The following is a 17705-nucleotide window of genomic DNA, read 5'->3' as shown; positions in this document are numbered from 1 at the left end:
CAGATAGGATGACCGGCAGGATACCGGCCAGCGCATGAAAGGGGGCGCGAGCAGACGATGAATGAACTGAAGCCTGTGCACACAGATTTCTCCGTAGACACGGGGCCCAAGGGTGAGATCGCCGGCGCGAGCCCGGACCGCTTCGTGAATCGCGAGTTTTCCTGGCTCCAGTTCAATCGCCGGGTGCTGGACGAGGCGCAGAACCCCAATCATCCGCTGCTCGAGCGGGTCCGCTTCCTGTCGATCTCGGCCGACAATCTCGACGAATTCTTCATGGTGCGCGTCGCCGGGCTTGCCGGTCAGGTGCGCGAACATATCGCAACCCGCAGCGCCGACGGCCGCACGCCCGAAGAGCAACTGGAACAGGTCCTGCGTGAAGTGGGCCGCCTGCAGCACGACCAGCACCAGAGCCTGACGGTTCTATTGGATCTGCTGAAGGCCGAAGGCATTGAGCTGGTGCGCCCGGATGTGTTGAATCAATCTGACATGAAATGGCTGGAGGACCATTTCATGGAAACGATTTTTCCGGTTCTGACGCCGCTTTCAATCGACCCGGCGCATCCCTTCCCCTTCATCCCCAATCTCGGCTTTTCCATCGCCCTGGAGCTTCAACACGAGGGCGAGCGCGAGACCATGACGGCGCTGTTGCGTCTGCCGGTCGCGCTCAAGCGCTTCATCGAATTGCCCGAGCGCGGGGCTTCGGTGCGCTTCATCACGCTGGAGGATGTGGTCAATCTCTTTATCGGCAAGCTCTTCCCGCGCTACCAGGTCATAGGGTCAGGCACGTTCCGCATCATTCGCGACAGCGATATCGAGGTCGAGGAAGAGGCCGAGGATCTGGTGCGCCTCTTCGAAACGGCGCTGAAACGACGGCGGCGCGGATCGGTGATCCGCATCGAGTTCGACAATGAAATGCCCCATGCCCTGCGTGAATTCGTGGCCAGCGAACTGGGCGTCGCGGAGAACCGTGTCACGGTTCTTGAGCGGCCGCTCGCCATCAACCAGATTTCCGAGATCGTCAAATTGCCGCGTGGGGACCTGCTTTTCGCGCCCTACAATCCGCGTTTCCCCGAGCGCATTCGCGAGCATAATGGCGATTGCTTCGCCGCCATTCGCGAGAAGGACATCATCGTCCATCACCCTTATGAATCCTTTGATGTGGTGGTGCAGTTCCTGCGTCAGGCCTCGCTCGATCCCGAAGTGGTAGCGATCAAGCAGACGCTCTACCGCACATCGAACGACAGCCCCATCGTGCGCGCGCTGATCGAGGCTTCGGAGGCCGGCAAATCGGTAACGGCGCTGGTCGAGCTGAAGGCCCGTTTCGATGAGGAGGCCAACATCCGCTGGGCGCGCGATCTGGAGCGCGCAGGCGTTCAGGTGGTGTTTGGCTTCATCGAGCTGAAAACCCACGCGAAGATGTCGTTGGTGGTGCGGCGCGAGGATGGAAAGCTGCGCAATTACTGCCATCTGGGCACGGGCAATTACCACCCCATCACCGCGCGCATCTACACCGACCTGTCCTATTTCACGGTCGATCCGGAAATCGCCCGCGATGTGGCGCAGATCTTCAACTTCATCACCGGCTATGCTGAGCCGGATCATGAAATGCGCATTGCGGTCTCTCCCTTCTCGCTGCGCAACCGACTATTGGAGCACATTCGCGGCGAGATAGACCATGCGCGCGCCGGCCGGCCCGCGCAGATATGGATGAAGATGAATTCACTCGTCGATCCGCTCGTGATCGATGGGCTCTACGAGGCGAGCGCTGCCGGCGTCGAGATCGATCTCGTTGTGCGCGGCATCTGCTGTCTGCGTCCGCAGGTGCCGGGCCTGTCCGAGCGCATCCGCGTCAAGTCCATTGTGGGGCGCTTCCTGGAACACAGCCGCATCTATTGCTTCGGCAATGGTCACGGCCTGCCTTCCGATGAGGCGATTGTCTATATCGCGTCTGCCGACATCATGCCGCGCAACCTCGACAGGCGCGTGGAAACCATGGTGCCGATCACCAATCCGACTGTGCATGAGCAGGTTCTGGGCCAGATTATGCTCGGAAACATCATGGACAACCAACAAAGCTTTGAAGTATTGCCGGATGGAACCTCTCGGCGCATGATGCCGGAAGAGGGGGAAGAACCGTTCAACGCTCAGGAATATTTCATGACAAATCCGAGCCTTTCCGGTCGCGGCAATGCCTTGAAGTCCCATGCGCCAAAGCGGATTGCCGCTTTCAAGAAGCGCAGGAAAGCGGACCTCGAACAGAACGCACCGGTGGAATAGCAGGCCGCCTCGTTTGGGTATTCCAGAATCTCAGGGCCGTCTTAGGGACCGCCGCCCCGTCTCGGTCATCGATATCGGGTCCAACTCCATTCGTCTCGTGATCTACGAGGGAGTTGTCCGTGCGCCGACCATGTTGTTCAACGAAAAGATGCTGGCCGGCCTCGGCAAGGGCATCGTCACTACGGGTGAGCTCGATCCGGAGGGCGTGACACGCGCCGTCGCTGAGTTCGGCCGTTTCCGCGCCCTGTCGGAACAGGCCGGCGCCGAGGCGCTGCATGTGCTCGCTACGGCTGCCGCACGTGAGGCGCAGAACGGGCCAGATTTCATCCAGCGTGCCGAGGAAATACTCGGCACGGAAATCCATGTCCTTTCCGGTCGCGAGGAGGCGAAATATTCCGCCTTCGGCATCATGTCGAGCTTCCACCGGCCGAATGGGATCGTTGGCGATCTTGGCGGCGGCAGTCTCGAACTGGTGGAAGTGGATGGCCGTTCCATGGGCGATGGCATCACATTGCCCCTCGGTGGCCTGCGTCTGCGCGAAATGGCGAAAAGCTCGGTCGCCCGCGCTGCGCGCATCGCCCGCAAGGAACTGGCCCGCGCCCCGTGGATGAAGGAGGGAGCAGGGCGTCCCTTCTATTGCGTAGGCGGCACCTGGCGAAATCTCGCCCGCCTGCACATGCTTGAAACCGGCTACCCGCTGGAAGTCATGCATCACTACGAACTGGGTATCGAACAGTCAGCCGATTTCCTCCAACGGGTCGCGACCGACGCCGACAAGATTCAGGGCATCGACCGCATCTCCAAGAACCGTCGCTCGCTTTTGCCCTATGGTGCGGCGGTTCTGCAGGAGATCATCCGCGCCTCCCAACCCTCGAGCATCATCTTTTCCGCGCTGGGCGTCCGCGAGGGCTATCTCTATTCCCTGCTTTCGGAAGAAGAGCGGGATGTCGATCCGCTCATTTCTGCGGCCGAGGAACTGGCGATCCTGCGTTCGCGCTCCGTGACCCATGCGCGCGAGCTTGCCGACTGGACGGGCACGGCACTTGCCGCACTCGGTGTCGAGGAAACGGAAAACGATGCGCGCTATCGCCGGGCGGCCTGTCTGCTTGCCGATATCGGCTGGCGGGCTCATCCCGAATATCGCGGCACGCAATCGCTCAACATCATTGCGCACGGCTCATTCATCGGCATCGATCATCCCGGCCGGGCCTTCATCGCGCTCACAAATCTCTTCCGCCATGAAGGGCTTTTCAACGATGCCCTTTCGCCGCAGATGCGCGAACTGGCAACGCCGCATTATGTGGAGCGTGCGCGGTTGCTCGGCGGCATTCTGCGGGTGGTCTATCTGCTCAGCGCATCCATGCCCGGCATTATTCCCAAGCTGAAATGGGAAAAGCGGGACGGCGGCAAGATCGTCCTTGTCATTCCCGCGTCCCATGCGGCGCTGATGGGGGAACGCCCGGTCGGGCGTATGGCGCATCTGGCTAGGCTGACCGGTCTTGACCTTGCTCTTGAAGTGGCCGAGAGCTGAGAGACGGCATGTTTCGGCCGCCGTATGGATACGGCGGCCTCCTTGGATTTCGGAATACTCGTGATCGCGCCCCGCTGGGCAGCGAAGCCCGCCGGGTACAGGTTATTCCGCGGCTTCGTTCTGCCTGCTTGCCGGCTCGAATATCTCGATCCGTCGCTTGTTGAAGCGCAGGGCAAGCTCGCCGCGCACAAGCCTCAGAGCTTCATTGCCGAACACGTCGCGACGCCATCCCGACATGGCCGGAACCTGTGCGTCTTCGCCATCGGCGGCGATGCGGTCGATATCATCACTGGAGGCGAGCATTTTGGGTGCAACGCCTTCGCGGTCGGCCACAAGCTTCAGAAAGACCTTCAGAAGTTCCGCGGCTGCCGCTGCACCCTCGGGCGCCTGCTGCGGGCGCGGCAGGCGCGGCAGTTCTTCCTTGGGGGTCGCCACGGCACGCGCCACGGCGCCGAGCAATGACGCGGCGGTGGAGGAGCGCTCCCACCCCTTGGGGATTGTGCGCAGACGGCCAAGCGCCTCGGTGTCCTTCGGTTGCTGCTGGGCGACCTCGTAAATCGCGTCGTCCTTCAGAACGCGACCGCGCGGCACATTGCGTTCGCGCGCCTCGCGTTCGCGCCATGCCGCCACCTGCTGCAGCACCGCAAGCTCGATCGGCTTCTTGATGCGCAGCTTGAGCCGCTTCCAGGCATCGTCGGGATGCGGGTCGTAGGTCTCGCGCGCCGTCAGAACCGCCATTTCCTCGTTGAGCCAGTGAGCGCGGCCTTCCCGTTGCAGTTCTTCGCGCAGATGTTTGTACACGTCGATCAGATGCGTCACGTCGGCGGCGGCATAGCTCAGCTGCTTATCGGTCAGCGGGCGGCGGCGCCAGTCGGTGAAACGCGACGACTTGTCGATATGCGCACCAGTGATCTTGGAGACGAGCTGATCGTAGGAAACGCTGTCGCCAAAACCGCAAACAGTCGCAGCCACCTGGCTGTCGAAAACCGGATGCGGGATGAGACCGCCCAGATGATGGATGATTTCGATATCCTGTCTTGCGGCATGGAAAACCTTGACCACATTCTCATCGGCCATCAGCTCGAAGAAGGGTTTCAGGTCGATGTCGCTCGCCAGTGGGTCGACCAGAACCGTTATGTCCGCGGTGGCCATCTGGATGAGGCAGAGTTCTGGCCAGAAGGTCGTTTCGCGGATGAATTCCGTGTCGACAGTGACGAAATCGGACTTTTTGAGCGCTGCAATTGCAGCTTCCAGGTCTTTTTGCTTCGTAATTAGGTCCATTTCGCTTCTTTATGTCATGCTCGGCCAAAAGGAAAGGAAGCGTTTCGCGGGGGCTTCAATGATCGTCCGCCGCGTCCCGGTTTCGCCCACGGCGCGCCATGCGCATGAAGACGGGCGAAGTGCGCAACAGGGCGGCAAAGCGCCGGCGCTGCGAAGCAGGAACCGACGGGCGCACACCCATGCGGTAGAGCGTGACGGCGATAAGAGCCGCATAGACGACTGACGTATAGGAAAACAGCGCCTGCGGGCCGAACATCTGCATCAGGAAGGAGGCCGCCGGCGGCCCCGCTATGGCGCCCGCCGAATAGAAGAAGAGTAGTCCGGCTGCCAGAAGCACGAACTGGTCCTTGCGCGCATGATCGTTCGCATGGGCGACGGAGAGCGAATAAAGCGACATGGCGAAAGCGCCGAACAGAAACACCAGCACCATGTTGGCGGTATAGTCGTCGCCTGCAAACCAGGTGATGGCCACCGCCGAAATCAGCGCGCCGATGGTGGTGAAAAGAAACACCACCCGCCGGTCATAGCGGTCGGAAATGGCGCCGAGCGGATATTGCATGATCGCCCCGCCGACAATGCCCGCGCTCATGAAGGTCGCGATGCCGGAAACCGAAAGGCCGATGCTCTGCCCGTAAATCGGGCCGACAATTCGGAAAGCCGCATTGGTGAGACCGACGGCCAATGCACCGATTGAGGCGAGGGGCGAGATGCGCCAGACCTCGTAAAGGTCGAGCCGAAACTCTGCCGGAGGCTGCGGGTTGGAACGGTCCGCCATGGAAACGGGCACGAGCGACAGGGTGATCATCATCGCCATGACCGCGAATGTCGTGAAGCCTTCGATGCCGAGGCCCGGAATCATGTATTGCGAGCCGGTGACGGCGCCGATGTCGATGATACGATAGATGGCAAGGACGCGGGCACGATTGGAATTCGTTGCCGCCGAGTTGAGCCAGCTTTCAATCGTGGTGAAAAGACTCGAGAAGCAGATGCCCGACAGGAAGCGAACCACGATCCAGGCTACAGGGTTTACGAAAAGCACGAGAAGCAGCGCGCCGGCGGCGCCGATTGCGGCAAGCGTGGCGAAGGCGCGGATATGGCCGACGGCACGCAAAAGGCGCGGCACGTAGAGACAGCCGATCAGGAAACCGGCGAAATAGGCGCTGCCCATGAGGCCGATGAGAGACGGCGAAAAGCCCTCCGCCGCGCCGCGCAGCGCGATCAGCGTTCCTTGCAAGCCGTTGCCGGCCAGAAGAATGCCGGCTGCAAGCAGAAGCGGGATCAGCGGGCGAAGATCGGTCATGAGGGCAGGCCCGTTGAAAGCTCCGGCAGCGCGCCAGTCGCACCACCTGAGAATCCCCTATAGGATGCTCTGGCTTAATCTGCTTGGGCCAAATGTCGTGGCCCATGGTTACAGCATGGGCCGAACGCGCGCCGGCTTTGCGGGCATTGGCGCCTGCACCTTGACAAATCGCACCCCACATGCGCTTTTCCCGCCGATCTTGAGGCTGGCTTTCGCCGGCCCGTTACGCATTCCAGACACGGACGATTTGACCATGCATCGCTACCGCAGCCATTCCTGCGCCGAACTCAGAAAATCGAATGTCGGCGAAACGGTCCGCCTTTCCGGCTGGGTCCACCGGGTGCGCGACCATGGCGGCCTTCTGTTCATCGATCTGCGCGACCATTACGGTCTCACCCAGATCGTCGTCGATCCGGACTCGCCCTCCTTCAAGACCGCCGAGACGGTGCGCGGCGAATGGGTCATTCGCGTCGACGGTGAGGTGAAGGCTCGCACTGCCGAAACCGTGAACGCGAACCTGCCCACCGGTGAGGTGGAGATTTTCGCCCGCGACATCGAGGTGCTTTCCTCCGCGAAGGAACTGCCGCTGCCCGTGTTCGGCGAGCCGGACTATCCCGAGGACATCCGCCTCAAATACCGCTTCCTCGATCTGCGTCGCGAGACGCTGCACAAGAACATCGTGCAGCGCACGAAGATCATAGCCGAGATGCGCCGCGCCATGGGCGAGGCGGGCTTTACCGAATATTCGACCCCTATCCTGACGGCGTCCTCGCCGGAAGGCGCGCGCGACTTCCTGGTGCCCTCGCGTCTGCACGAAGGCAAGTTCTATGCGCTGCCGCAGGCCCCGCAGCAGTACAAGCAGCTCATCATGATGTCGGGCTTCGACCGCTATTTCCAGATCGCGCCCTGCTTCCGCGACGAGGACCCGCGCGCCGACCGTCTGCCGGGCGAATTCTATCAGCTCGATCTGGAAATGAGCTTCATCGAGCAGGAAGACGTGTTCCAGACGATGGAGCCTGTCATGCGCGGTATCTTTGCGGCCTTTGCCGACGGCAAGCCGGTGACAGATGTATTCCCGCGCATTCCCTATGACGAGGCGATGCGCAAATACGGCTCCGACAAGCCGGACCTGCGCAACCCGATCGAGATGGAAGCCGTCTCCGAGCATTTCCGGGGTTCGGGCTTCAAGGTGTTCGCCAACATTCTCGCCAATGACGAGAAGGCCGAGGTCTGGGCCATTCCCGCCAGGACCGGCGGAAGCCGAGCTTTCTGCGACCGCATGAATTCCTGGGCGCAGGGCGAGGGTCAGCCGGGCCTTGGCTATATCTTCTGGCGCAAGGAAGGTGAGACGCTCGAAGGTGCGGGGCCGATTGCAAAGAACATCGGTGCGGAACGCACCGACGCGATCCGCACGCAGCTCGGTCTTGAAGATGGCGATGCCTGCTTCTTCGTGGCAGGCGATCCGAAGAAGTTCGTCGCTTTTGCCGGCGCTGCGCGTACACGCGCAGGCGAGGAGCTTGACCTCGTCGACAGGGAGCGCTTTGCGCTTGCCTGGGTTGTCGACTTCCCCTTCTACGAATGGGACGAGGACGAGAAGAAGGTTGAGTTCGGCCACAACCCCTTCACCATGCCGCAGGGCGGTATGGAGGCACTCGAGGGTGCCGATCCGCTGACCATCAAGGCCTATCAGTATGATCTGGTCTGCAACGGCTATGAGATCGCCTCCGGTGGCATCCGCAACCATCTGCCGGAAGTCATGGTAAAGGCCTTCGAGATCGTTGGTTTCGACAAGGCGGAAGTGGAAGAACGCTTCGGCGGTCTCTACCGTGCCTTCCAGTATGGCGCACCGCCCCATGGCGGCATGGCGGCAGGCATCGACCGCATCGTCATGCTTCTGCTCGGAGCGCGCAATCTACGCGAGATCACCATGTTCCCTATGAACCAGCAGGCGCAGGATCTTCTTATGGGCGCGCCTTCCGAGGCAACCCCGGCGCAACTGCGCGAACTGAACCTGAGACTTGCGCCCACACGCAAGGACTGACCGCAGGCGGTTTGGGCCGCATCGACTTTGAATTTTTGCCGCCGGGTCCCATAAGGGATCCGGCGGCGGCGTTTCTGCCGGGTGCTGTGCGGCTGAAGCATAAAGAACGCCGCGCATCCGGTCGGGATACGCGGCGTTCGCTGTTCTTGGATTTAGGTTTCCGGTGGCCGAAGCCGGGCCTACTGGTTTGCCACGACCTCAAGCCCAACCTGTTTGGCGAGTGTCTCCGGCGAGCCCATCGCGGTGCCCATTAGCACGGCAAAGGGCATTGGCTCGGGCGGTGCCGCGCGGATCTCGATATTCTTCGGGTTGTCGATATAGCTGGCCACCGCCTTGGAAAGGCTCTGTGTCAGGTCCGACCCAAGATACTGTGCGGCCAGAAGCGGAACGATGGCCTTGGCCTGATTGGCGACGTCGCCCGGCTGCACGCCCTGCTGTTTCGCAACGAGTGCCAGAACCTTGTTGGTGAGCGAGGCATCGTCGAAGCGCAGCGAAAGACCGTGCAGGTTAAGCTGCTGCATCAGGCCGAGCATGGCGAGACCCTGAGCCTGTTTCTGCTCCGGTGTCGCGCTTTCCATCTTGTTCTGCATGTCCTGAAGGGTCTTTATGAAGTCGGGCGTGTAGCCGCTCACTTCTCCGGTGATGCCCAGGGCCCCGGCCTTGTCCACGACGATGTCATATTTGGAGATGGTCATGAGGCCATCTTCCAGCCGCCAGTCGCCCACCATGTCGACGTGCCCGTTCAGTTCCTTGTACCCGAATTCCTCGATCACCGAGCGGCCCTTGGCATCTTTGACAAGCGCATCCAGATTGACCCAGAAATCCCTGACATTGGCGTTGAACTTCATCGTCCCGTCATTGTCCTGCAGCCCGGTATCTGCCTTCAGGTCATTGAATGAGAACACGTCGTTGCTTCCCATCGCCAGCTTGAAGGAACCGAGCGCGAAGGTCTTGTAGGTGGTGATGCCGGCATAGGGGCTGTTGGACCCTTCCTTGGGGATCAGGACGCCGGTCATTTCCAGCCCGTCCAGGGCGACGGTTGCCTCATCTTCGGTATGTTCGAAGGAATCGACTTCGATCAGGCCAACCTGATAGGTGTCGTCGGTCTCGCTGACATTCTGAAGTGCGAATTCCCCGATCTCTACGGGTTTGCCAATGGTGGCGAGCGCGATCTTGAACCCGTCGAAAAGCACGGAATCGCCGTCCTTGCTGACGTTGCTCCAGCTGAGCGTGACGCCCTGGCGCCCCATCAGGTCCTTGTAGCGCTCGGCCACTTCCTCGGCCTCCCATGCGAAGGCCGACTGCAGCGCTGTTGCAGAGAAAAGTGCCGCAACCGGAAATAACTTCAGCTTCGAAGAGGGGCTAAGCATGGGGTTGTTCCTTGCAATAACTTGGAATTACGATTGGTTTTCGACCTTTTGGTCGAAAATTGCGTTGGGAAGATGACGATTAGCGAAGGCTGTGTCAATTTCGAGTGTAAGTTGATTCAACGCCGTTTTCGCGGAAATTCCGACCGCAAAACAACTTTTGGAAGGCGAGGGGCAGAAGGAACGATCGATGCGGATGGCATGGCATGTGGGGCTTGCAATTCTGGTCATGTTTTTGGGGACCCTGTCGGTCCGGGCGGAAGAGCTGTACGAGGGCATCACATATCGCGCGGGTCTCAAGCTCGATATCCACGCCCCCGACAAGCCGGGCGGTGCCTCGCGCGCCGGCATGAACCTCTTTTCTTTCGCAGGCGGTGGTCAGCGGGTGCCTGTCGTCATCTACGCGCATGGCGGAGGCTGGGTTAAGGGGTCGCGCAAGAAGGTCTATTCCATGCCGCAATGGCTGACCTCGCGCGGATACATGCTTGTCGCCATAGACTACCGCAAGGTTCCAGAGACGACCATCGACGGACAGGTGAACGATTTGTCCTCGGCGATTGCCTGGGTGCGCTCGAACATCTCGCGTTATGGCGGCGATCCGTCGCGTATCGTGCTGATGGGGCATTCGGCCGGCGCCCATCTGGTCGCCATGGCCGCCGCGCGTAATCTTGCGGGGTCCGTTCGCGGGGTGATCCCCAACGATGTTCAGGCTTACGACATGGTGGCCTATGCGGGCATGCGTGGTTCCCTGGGCTATCCCTATCTCGATGCCTTCGGTTCCAATCCGCGCGATTGGGTGCGCTGGTCCCCGGTGACCTATGCGCGCCAGCGTTCGGGCTTTCCGCCGCATCTTTTCATGCATTCGGGCTCCGATGGCGCGCGCCGCAAGGCGCTTACCAACGGCTATGCAAATCTGCTGCGGTCGCGCGGAACCCATGTCAGCGTCTTCAACGGCGGGCGCTATACTCACGGTTCCATTGCCCGCAAGCTTGGTCAGACAGGCGATGCGGCAACGGCGGCGGTCGAGCGTTTTCTGGCGCAGGTCACGCGATAAAGGCGCCGGTTGGGCGTTTAAAAAGACGCTCGGCGCTCCCGCTTTTTCAAGGAGCAAAAGCATGAACCGGGTTACGGGCGGTTGCCTCTGCGGCGATGTTCGGATGGCACTCACGGGGCGCCCCCATCGGGTCGGTCTTTGCCATTGCATGGACTGCCGCAAGCATCACGGCGCTCTTTTTCACGCCTCGGCGATCTTTCCTGAGAGTGCCGTGGAGATTGAAGGCGAGACGCGCCATTATCAGGGGCGGCATTTCTGTCCGCGCTGCGGTTCTTCCGTGTTTGCGCGCACCGGCGATGAGATCGAGGTGAATCTGGGATCGCTCGATGCGCCTGACCTGTTCATGCCGACGTATGAGAGCTGGACCATTCGCCGCGAATCCTGGTTGCCACCCTTTCCGCTGGCCCGGCGCTACGAGCGCGACCGCGATCATTCCGCGCGCCATGAGGAATAGGCGGCGCCGAACGTCAATCGCGTCGTGAACCCGTGAAATACCGGCCTTTTTCAATGCTGCGGCTTGCCGCGAATCAGCCGGTGGTCTAACCGGAACCCATGGGAAAAGATCTAATTCCGCCCGGCAGCGACGGCGGAGATGCCATCGAGCCTGTTGACCTCAAGAAGGCGCTCGAAGAGCGGTATCTCGCTTATGCGCTGTCGACCATCATGCACCGTGCGCTGCCGGATGTGCGCGACGGCCTGAAACCCGTGCACCGCCGCATCGTCCACACGATGCGCCTTTTGCGCCTAAGCCCGGATCAGGGGTTTGCCAAATGCGCCCGTATCGTGGGCGACGTGATGGGCAAGTTCCATCCGCATGGCGATCAATCCATCTATGACGCGCTGGTGCGCCTCGCCCAGCCCTTCGCCATGCGTTACCCGCTGGTCGACGGGCAGGGTAATTTCGGCAATATTGACGGCGATAACGCTGCGGCGATGCGCTACACCGAAGCGCGCATGACCGAGGTGGCCGTGGAGATTCTCTCCGGCATCACCGAGGACGCGGTCGATTTCCGCTTGACCTACAACGAGGAAGACGAGGAGCCCACCGTGCTCCCCGGCGCTTTCCCGAACCTGCTCTGCAATGGGTCCTCCGGCATTGCCGTCGGCATGGCGACCTCGATCCCGCCGCACAATGCTGCCGAAATCTGCGATGCAGCGCTTGCCATCATCGACACGCCCGATGTCGAGGAAGACAAGCTTCTTGAGTTCGTCAAGGGTCCCGATTTCCCGACCGGCGGCATCATCGTCGAGGATCAGGCCTCGATCCGCGAGGCCTATGCGACCGGGCGGGGCGGTTTTCGCGTGCGCGCCCGATGGCACAAGGAAGATCAGGGAAGGGGCACCTGGAATGCGGTTGTCACCGAAATTCCCTACGGCGTCCAGAAGTCCCGACTGATCGAGAAGATCGCCGAACTGATCATCGCGCGGCGGCTGCCGCTTCTAGAAGACATTCGTGACGAGAGCGCGGAAGACATCCGCATCGTGCTCGTGCCGAAGAGCCGCACCGTTGAAGCCGAAATCCTGATGGAATCGGTCTTCAAGCTGACGGATCTGGAAAGCCGCTTCCCGCTCAACATGAACGTCCTTTCGCGCGGCAAGGTGCCGGGCGTCATGTCGCTCAAGCAGGTGCTGCGCGAATGGCTCGACCATCGACGCGATGTGCTTCTGCGCCGCTCGCGGCATCGCCTGGCCGAGATCGAGAGACGGCTGGAAATCCTCTCGGGTTACCTGATCGCTTATCTCAACATCGATGAGGTGATCCGCATCATCCGCGAGGAGGATGAGCCCAAGCAGGTCATGATGACCCGCTTCAACCTCACCGATACACAGGCCGAGGCGATCCTCAACATGCGCCTGCGGGCCTTGCGGAAGCTCGAGGAATTCGAAATCCGCACAGAGTTCGACAAGCTGTCGGAGGAAAAGGCGGGCATCGAGGCGCTGCTTGCTTCCACCGAGCGCCAGTGGAAGACCGTGCGCTGGGAGGTGGCGAAAGTCCGTCAGACCTTCGATCCGGAAAAGAATCCAGGCCTCGGTGCGCGGCGCACCACTTTCGCCGATGCGCCCACCCACGATCTCGAAGAGGTGCATGAGGCGCTGATCGAGCGCGAGCCGATCACCGTGGTCCTGTCGGAAAAGGGCTGGCTGCGCGCCATGAAGGGGCATTTGTCGGATTATTCCTCGCTTTCCTTCAAGGAAGGCGATGGGCTGAAGCTGGCATTCCCGGCACAGACCACCGACAAGATCCTTTTGTTCACCACGGGCGGAAAGTTCTACACGCTCGGCGCCGACCGCCTTCCGGGCGGGCGCGGCCATGGCGAGCCGGTACGCATCATGGTCGACATGGAAAACGACCAGGCGATTGTGACCGCCTTCGCGCATGATCCGGAGCGCAAGCTCCTGGTTGCCTCGCATCTGGGCAATGGTTTCGTGGTGGCGGAGAAGGAGATCATCGCCAACACCCGCAAGGGCAAGCAGGTGGTGAATGTGAAGGCGCCCGACGAGGCGCAGATTTGCGTGCCTGTTACGGGCGATCACGTGGCGATTGTCGGCCAGAACCGCAAGCTCCTCGTGTTCCCGCTGGCGGAGGTGCCGGAAATGGGGCGTGGCAAGGGCGTACGTCTCCAGCGTTACAAGGATGGCGGCGTTTCCGACATCAAGACCTTTGCCATGGAGCAGGGCCTGTCCTGGCAGGATTCGGCCGAGCGAACCTTCGTGAAATCGCGCGAGGAACTGGCCGAGTGGATCGGTGCCCGCGCATCGGCCGGCCGCATGACCCCGAAGGGCTTCCCGCGTACGGGCAAGTTCGGCTAGGGCATTTTGCAGTCAGGTGGAATCACCTGACGTCTGCATAAATGCTGAAAAACAAAGAGATAGATCAGTTCAGGGTTTCCGTGAAACGGTGAACCGATCCAGGGCATTTTGCAGTCAGGGCAAGCAGGGTTCAGCGCTTCGAATCATGCAGAAGGCTATTGCGGGGCACATCACACGGGATGCCTTATCGCGCCCCGTGCACGCTTTCTCTGACCATCGCGAAGCTGCCAGAGCGAGTGGGCGATCAAGGTGAGGATGAGAACGGCCCCGCCGGCAAGCGTTGCCTGGCTGGGCACTTCCGCAAAGATCATCCACACCCAGACCGGTGCGAGCACCGTTTCAAGCAGGTAGAACATCGCCACTTCCGGGCTGGAAATATATTTCGGCCCGTTGGAGAGGCAGAAAAAGGCGATGGGCATGACGACCGCCCCGTTGAGGATGATCCACCAGGGCGCTTCGATGCGATAGCCCGTTCGCATAGTCATGAAAGCGGCAATAACAAAAGGGATCGCCACCGCGATCAGTGCTGTGAAACCCATGTCGCGCCCGCTTCCACGTGTCACTGTCAGGGCCGAGGCGAGCAGGAAGGCAGTGGCAAGCGCCATGGCGTTGCCGAACAGATTGCCGCTGCCGATGCCTCCACCGACGATGATCGCAACACCCGCGATCATGGCCCCCATGGCGAGAAGCGTTGCAGGCTTCGGGCGTTCCTTCAGGAAAACCCAGGAAAGAAGGGCGGCAAATACCGAGTTGAAGGCGAGGATGAACACGAGATCGGCAGTCGTGGTGTTGTAGACCGCAATGATGAAGCACAGGCCGGAGAGCGCATAAAGAAGCGCGACGATAAGGCCGGTGCGACCCGGAACGAGCGGCGGTGCCTTGCTTGAGATCGAGCGCCACACGCTCCACATCACCAGCGCCGCCAGCACGGTCATGCCACTTCGGACCATGAGGATCGGCCAGAGATCGCCCCCGGCGAGGCGAATAAGCGGAATATCGATGGTCAGGATCATGCCGCCTATGGCGGTTATGGCCAGCCCCTTGGCGTGCGTGAAGGAAGCGGGGTCTGACACGGCGGTGCACCTCGGCAAAAAATCTTGCGATGCGGGAGAGGTGCCGCTTTGGGCTGTCACTCGAAGCGGGCCCAGCCTTGCGGCCCCAGATGCTCCTGCGGCTTGAAGCGCACCTTATAGGCCATTTTGCGCGAGCCATTGACCCAATAGCCCAGATAGACATGCGGCAGACCGGCGGCAACCGCGCGCTGGATGTGATCCAGGATCATGAATGTGCCGAGCGAACGGTCTGTGAGCGCCGGATTGTAGAAGGAATAGACCATCGAGAGCCCGTCGCTCATCATGTCGGTCAGCGCAACCGCCAGAAGCTCGCCTTCGCCTTTGCCGGTGATGAAGCTGTCGGGGCCGCGGCGGCGATACTCGATCACCTGCGTGCCCACATGGGTGTCTTCCACCATCATGGCGTAGTCGAGCACCGTCATGTCCGACATGCCGCCCTTCTTGTGGCGGGCGTCCAGATAGGAACGGAAAAGCGAATATTGCTCGCTGGAAGGTTCGGCGCCATGGGCAGTGCCGATCAGATCGGCATTTTGCTTCAAAACCCGGCGCATGGTTTTGTTCGGCTCGAATTCCTGCGCCAGTATGCGCACGGAAACGCAGGCGCGGCATGTCTCGCAAGCAGGCCTGTAGGCAATGTTCTGCGACCGGCGAAACCCACCTTGCGTCAAAAGGTCGTTCATTTCCGGAGCCTTGTCACCCACCAGATGGGTAAAGACCTTGCGCTCGAATTGCCCCTCAAGATAGGGGCAGGGCGACGGCGCGGTCAGGAAAAACTGCGGGGATTGAACGGGTTGTTGCGTCATTTCTGTCGGGTGGTGCTCCTGGGCATTCTGCAGTCGTGCGGGCCAGCCGGCGCTCGCACGAACGCGCAAAATAACAAAACAAGGCGTTCCTTCGACACATGGCGCGCTCGCGCATAAGCAAGGCACCCTGAACGAGTATGCTGCGCGGCGGAACCTCTTTATGCCGTACAATTACGGCGAAACAATCGCGGCGTTGAGGCCTGCCTGCGCCCTGATATTCCTGTTACAGCCCATAATACCATGGCCCGACAAAAGAAAACGTCAACCAAATTATTACGACCAGCGGCATGCCGGCCTTCATGAAGTCGCGGAACGAGTAGTGGCCGGGACCCATGACCATGAGATTGGTCTGATAGCCGATGGGCGTGGCGAAGGAGCAGTTAGCGGCAAAGATCGTCGCGGCGACGAAGGCTTCCCCCGGCACGCCGATGGCCGAAGCGATGCCGAGCCCGATAGGCGTGAAAAGCACTGCCGTCGCGTTGTTGGAAAGAAAATTGGTGAGCACTGCAACGATGAGGAAGTAGCCCGAAAGGATGATTGCCGGTGCTTGCCCGGAGAGAATGCCGACAGCCGATTGCGCAATCAGGTCGGCACCGCCCGTCCGCTCCAGGGCGGTAGCGGCAGCGATAGCCGATCCGACGAGAAGGAATATCTGCCGGTCGAAGGAGCGACCCGCTTGGGCAAGGGTTAGGCAGCCCGTGGCGATCATAGCAAAGGCGCCGGCAATAGAGGTCGCCACGATAGGCGCCAGGTCGAGGGCCGCTGTGGCCACGATGCCGGCGAATATGACGAAGGCGATCCAGGCCTTGCGGCGCTGAGGAACGGGTTCTGCCGACCATTCCAGAACGAGGAGGTCATGGCTTTCGCGCAATTCCTCGAAAGCGCGGTCGGAACCGCCGATGAGGATGGTGTCGCCTGGTTCCAGTCTGATCTCGGCGACGGGCGTGCGTCCCATCCGGCTCTTGCGCTGCACGCCGAGCATATGCACGCCATGCTCTGTCTCGATACCCGCATTGCGAATGGTTCTGCCCGCGTGGCGTGAACCCGGCGGGATGACGGCCTCGGCGATATGGTAATCAGGGCCGACGGTTGTTGGGCCGTTGTCGTCATCCGTGTCGGCCATATGGCCGGCAGCCCCCCGCGACAGCGCTTGCGTGAAAGCGCGGCGCGTGGCCGTCACCATCAGCCGGTCGCCTTCCGAAAGGACGACATTCTCGAAGGGGGGATGAAAACTCATCCCGCGCCGCACGATCAGCCGCGGCATCAGATCGCCCAGTCCCTGGAAAAGGCCGGCCCGCGATTCCTTGCCAATGAAGGGATGGCCGGGGCCGATTCGGATTTCGCCGATGAACTGCGTGCCCGACTGCATCTGTCGGAAGCCCTTCTCGGTGCTTGAGTCGCGCAGGATGCGAGGCATCAGGGTCAGTACATAGAGGCTGCCCGCAAAGGCAAGCATCAGGCCGGGAATGGTGATGTCGAAGAAGCCGAGACCTATCCCGGCCTTGGCGGCGACACCCGCCACCAGAAGATTGGTCGAGGAGCCGATCAGCGTCGTCATGCCGCCCAGTATCGTCATGAACGACAAGGGCATGAGCGCTTTGGAGACGGCAAAGCGCTTCTGTGCGGCAAAGACGATCAGGATCGGGATGAAGATCACCACCACCGGCGTGTTGTTGAGGATGGCGCTCAGGGAGGCGGCCGTCAGCAGCGATATGGCGATGGTGCGCCCGGCTGATCCGCCTGCCGAACGCGCCAGAAGCCGGGCTGGCCGGTCGAGCGCGTCGGTCGCAAAGAGGCCTTGTCCGACGATGAGCAGGGCAAGCACCGTAGCAAGCGCCGGATTGGCGAAACCGGTCAAAAGGTCGTCAGGACGCAGGCTGCCAGCAGACCCTTGATAGGGAAAGAGCGCAAAGAGTACCAGAAAGGCGACAAGACTGCCGAGTGCCACAAGCTCAAGCGTGAACCGCTCGGAAACATAGGCAGCCACCGTGGCGGCAATGATCGCATAGGTGGCCCAGAGATGAAAATCCGCCATTCGGTTCCCGTAGCAACATGAACAGGCAATGCCGCCTTGTGCGGCTGCTCACTGGCTCGGAGCATAAGCACGAGATGGCGCGCCGCAAGCATCGATTTACCTTTGGAAACAGGAAGTCAGTGGTGACGATGC

At 61.1% G+C, this 17705-nt stretch carries 12 protein-coding genes; 6 read left to right on the top strand and 6 right to left on the bottom strand.

The window, feature by feature from the left end:
- The first annotated feature begins 57 nt into the window (after window positions 1-57).
- Both NA8A_RS09335 and ppx read left to right on the top strand, forming a co-directional pair.
- Window positions 58-2277, top strand: coding sequence for an RNA degradosome polyphosphate kinase (locus NA8A_RS09335; RefSeq protein WP_009450191.1), 2220 nt, complete (start codon window positions 58-60; stop codon window positions 2275-2277).
- 13 nt (window positions 2278-2290) lie between these two features.
- A complete protein-coding gene (ppx, locus tag NA8A_RS09330) occupies window positions 2291-3808 on the top strand; it encodes an exopolyphosphatase (protein ID WP_009450190.1) in 1518 nt (505 codons plus the stop codon).
- Window positions 3809-3910: 102 nt separating this feature from the next.
- Here the strand turns inward: ppx and rnd are convergent, their stop codons facing one another.
- The gene (rnd, locus tag NA8A_RS09325) at window positions 3911-5089 is read right to left on the bottom strand and encodes a ribonuclease D (RefSeq protein ID WP_009450189.1); all 1179 of its coding nucleotides are present in this window, start codon (window positions 5087-5089) and stop codon (window positions 3911-3913) included.
- Window positions 5090-5144: 55 nt separating this feature from the next.
- Window positions 5145-6389, bottom strand: coding sequence for an MFS transporter (locus NA8A_RS09320; RefSeq protein WP_009450188.1), 1245 nt, complete (start codon window positions 6387-6389; stop codon window positions 5145-5147).
- 253 nt (window positions 6390-6642) lie between these two features.
- Here NA8A_RS09320 and aspS point away from each other — a divergent pair, with 253 nt between their 5' ends.
- Window positions 6643-8430 (top strand): aspartate--tRNA ligase, encoded by a 1788-nt coding sequence (aspS, locus tag NA8A_RS09315; RefSeq protein WP_009450187.1) that lies wholly within the window; start codon window positions 6643-6645, stop codon window positions 8428-8430.
- Window positions 8431-8609: 179 nt separating this feature from the next.
- On the opposite strand, the gene NA8A_RS09310 is transcribed toward aspS, so the two are convergent.
- Window positions 8610-9800, bottom strand: coding sequence for a hypothetical protein (locus NA8A_RS09310; RefSeq protein WP_009450186.1), 1191 nt, complete (start codon window positions 9798-9800; stop codon window positions 8610-8612).
- A 187-nt stretch (window positions 9801-9987) separates the two neighbouring features.
- Here NA8A_RS09310 and NA8A_RS09305 point away from each other — a divergent pair, with 187 nt between their 5' ends.
- The 3 genes from NA8A_RS09305 (at window position 9988) to parC (ending at window position 13662) form a co-directional block, all read left to right on the top strand.
- On the top strand, window positions 9988-10851 hold the full coding sequence (locus tag NA8A_RS09305; protein WP_009450185.1) for an alpha/beta hydrolase: 864 nt from the start codon (window positions 9988-9990) through the stop codon (window positions 10849-10851).
- Between the two features lie 61 nt (window positions 10852-10912).
- The gene (locus tag NA8A_RS09300) at window positions 10913-11305 is read left to right on the top strand and encodes a GFA family protein (RefSeq protein ID WP_009450184.1); all 393 of its coding nucleotides are present in this window, start codon (window positions 10913-10915) and stop codon (window positions 11303-11305) included.
- A gap of 98 nt (window positions 11306-11403) precedes the next feature.
- Window positions 11404-13662, top strand: a complete 2259-nt coding sequence (parC, locus tag NA8A_RS09295; RefSeq protein ID WP_009450183.1) for a DNA topoisomerase IV subunit A — start codon at window positions 11404-11406, stop codon at window positions 13660-13662.
- Between the two features lie 170 nt (window positions 13663-13832).
- Here the strand turns inward: parC and NA8A_RS09290 are convergent, their stop codons facing one another.
- The 3 genes from NA8A_RS09290 to NA8A_RS09280 form a co-directional block, all read right to left on the bottom strand.
- Entirely contained in the window at window positions 13833-14735 is a 903-nt protein-coding gene (locus tag NA8A_RS09290) for a DMT family transporter (protein ID WP_009450182.1), read from the bottom strand.
- A 56-nt stretch (window positions 14736-14791) separates the two neighbouring features.
- A complete protein-coding gene (locus tag NA8A_RS09285) occupies window positions 14792-15538 on the bottom strand; it encodes an arginyltransferase (RefSeq protein ID WP_009450181.1) in 747 nt (248 codons plus the stop codon).
- Window positions 15539-15761: 223 nt separating this feature from the next.
- Window positions 15762-17573: an SLC13 family permease gene (locus NA8A_RS09280; RefSeq protein ID WP_009450180.1), complete on the bottom strand. Its 1812-nt coding sequence runs from the start codon at window positions 17571-17573 to the stop codon at window positions 15762-15764.
- Window positions 17574-17705 lie beyond the last annotated feature (132 nt).

It is taken from the genome of Nitratireductor indicus C115 (assembly GCF_000300515.1).
In the GTDB taxonomy this organism is placed as follows: domain Bacteria; phylum Pseudomonadota; class Alphaproteobacteria; order Rhizobiales; family Rhizobiaceae; genus Nitratireductor; species Nitratireductor indicus.
This window is presented reverse-complemented; position numbering and strand designations above follow the sequence as displayed.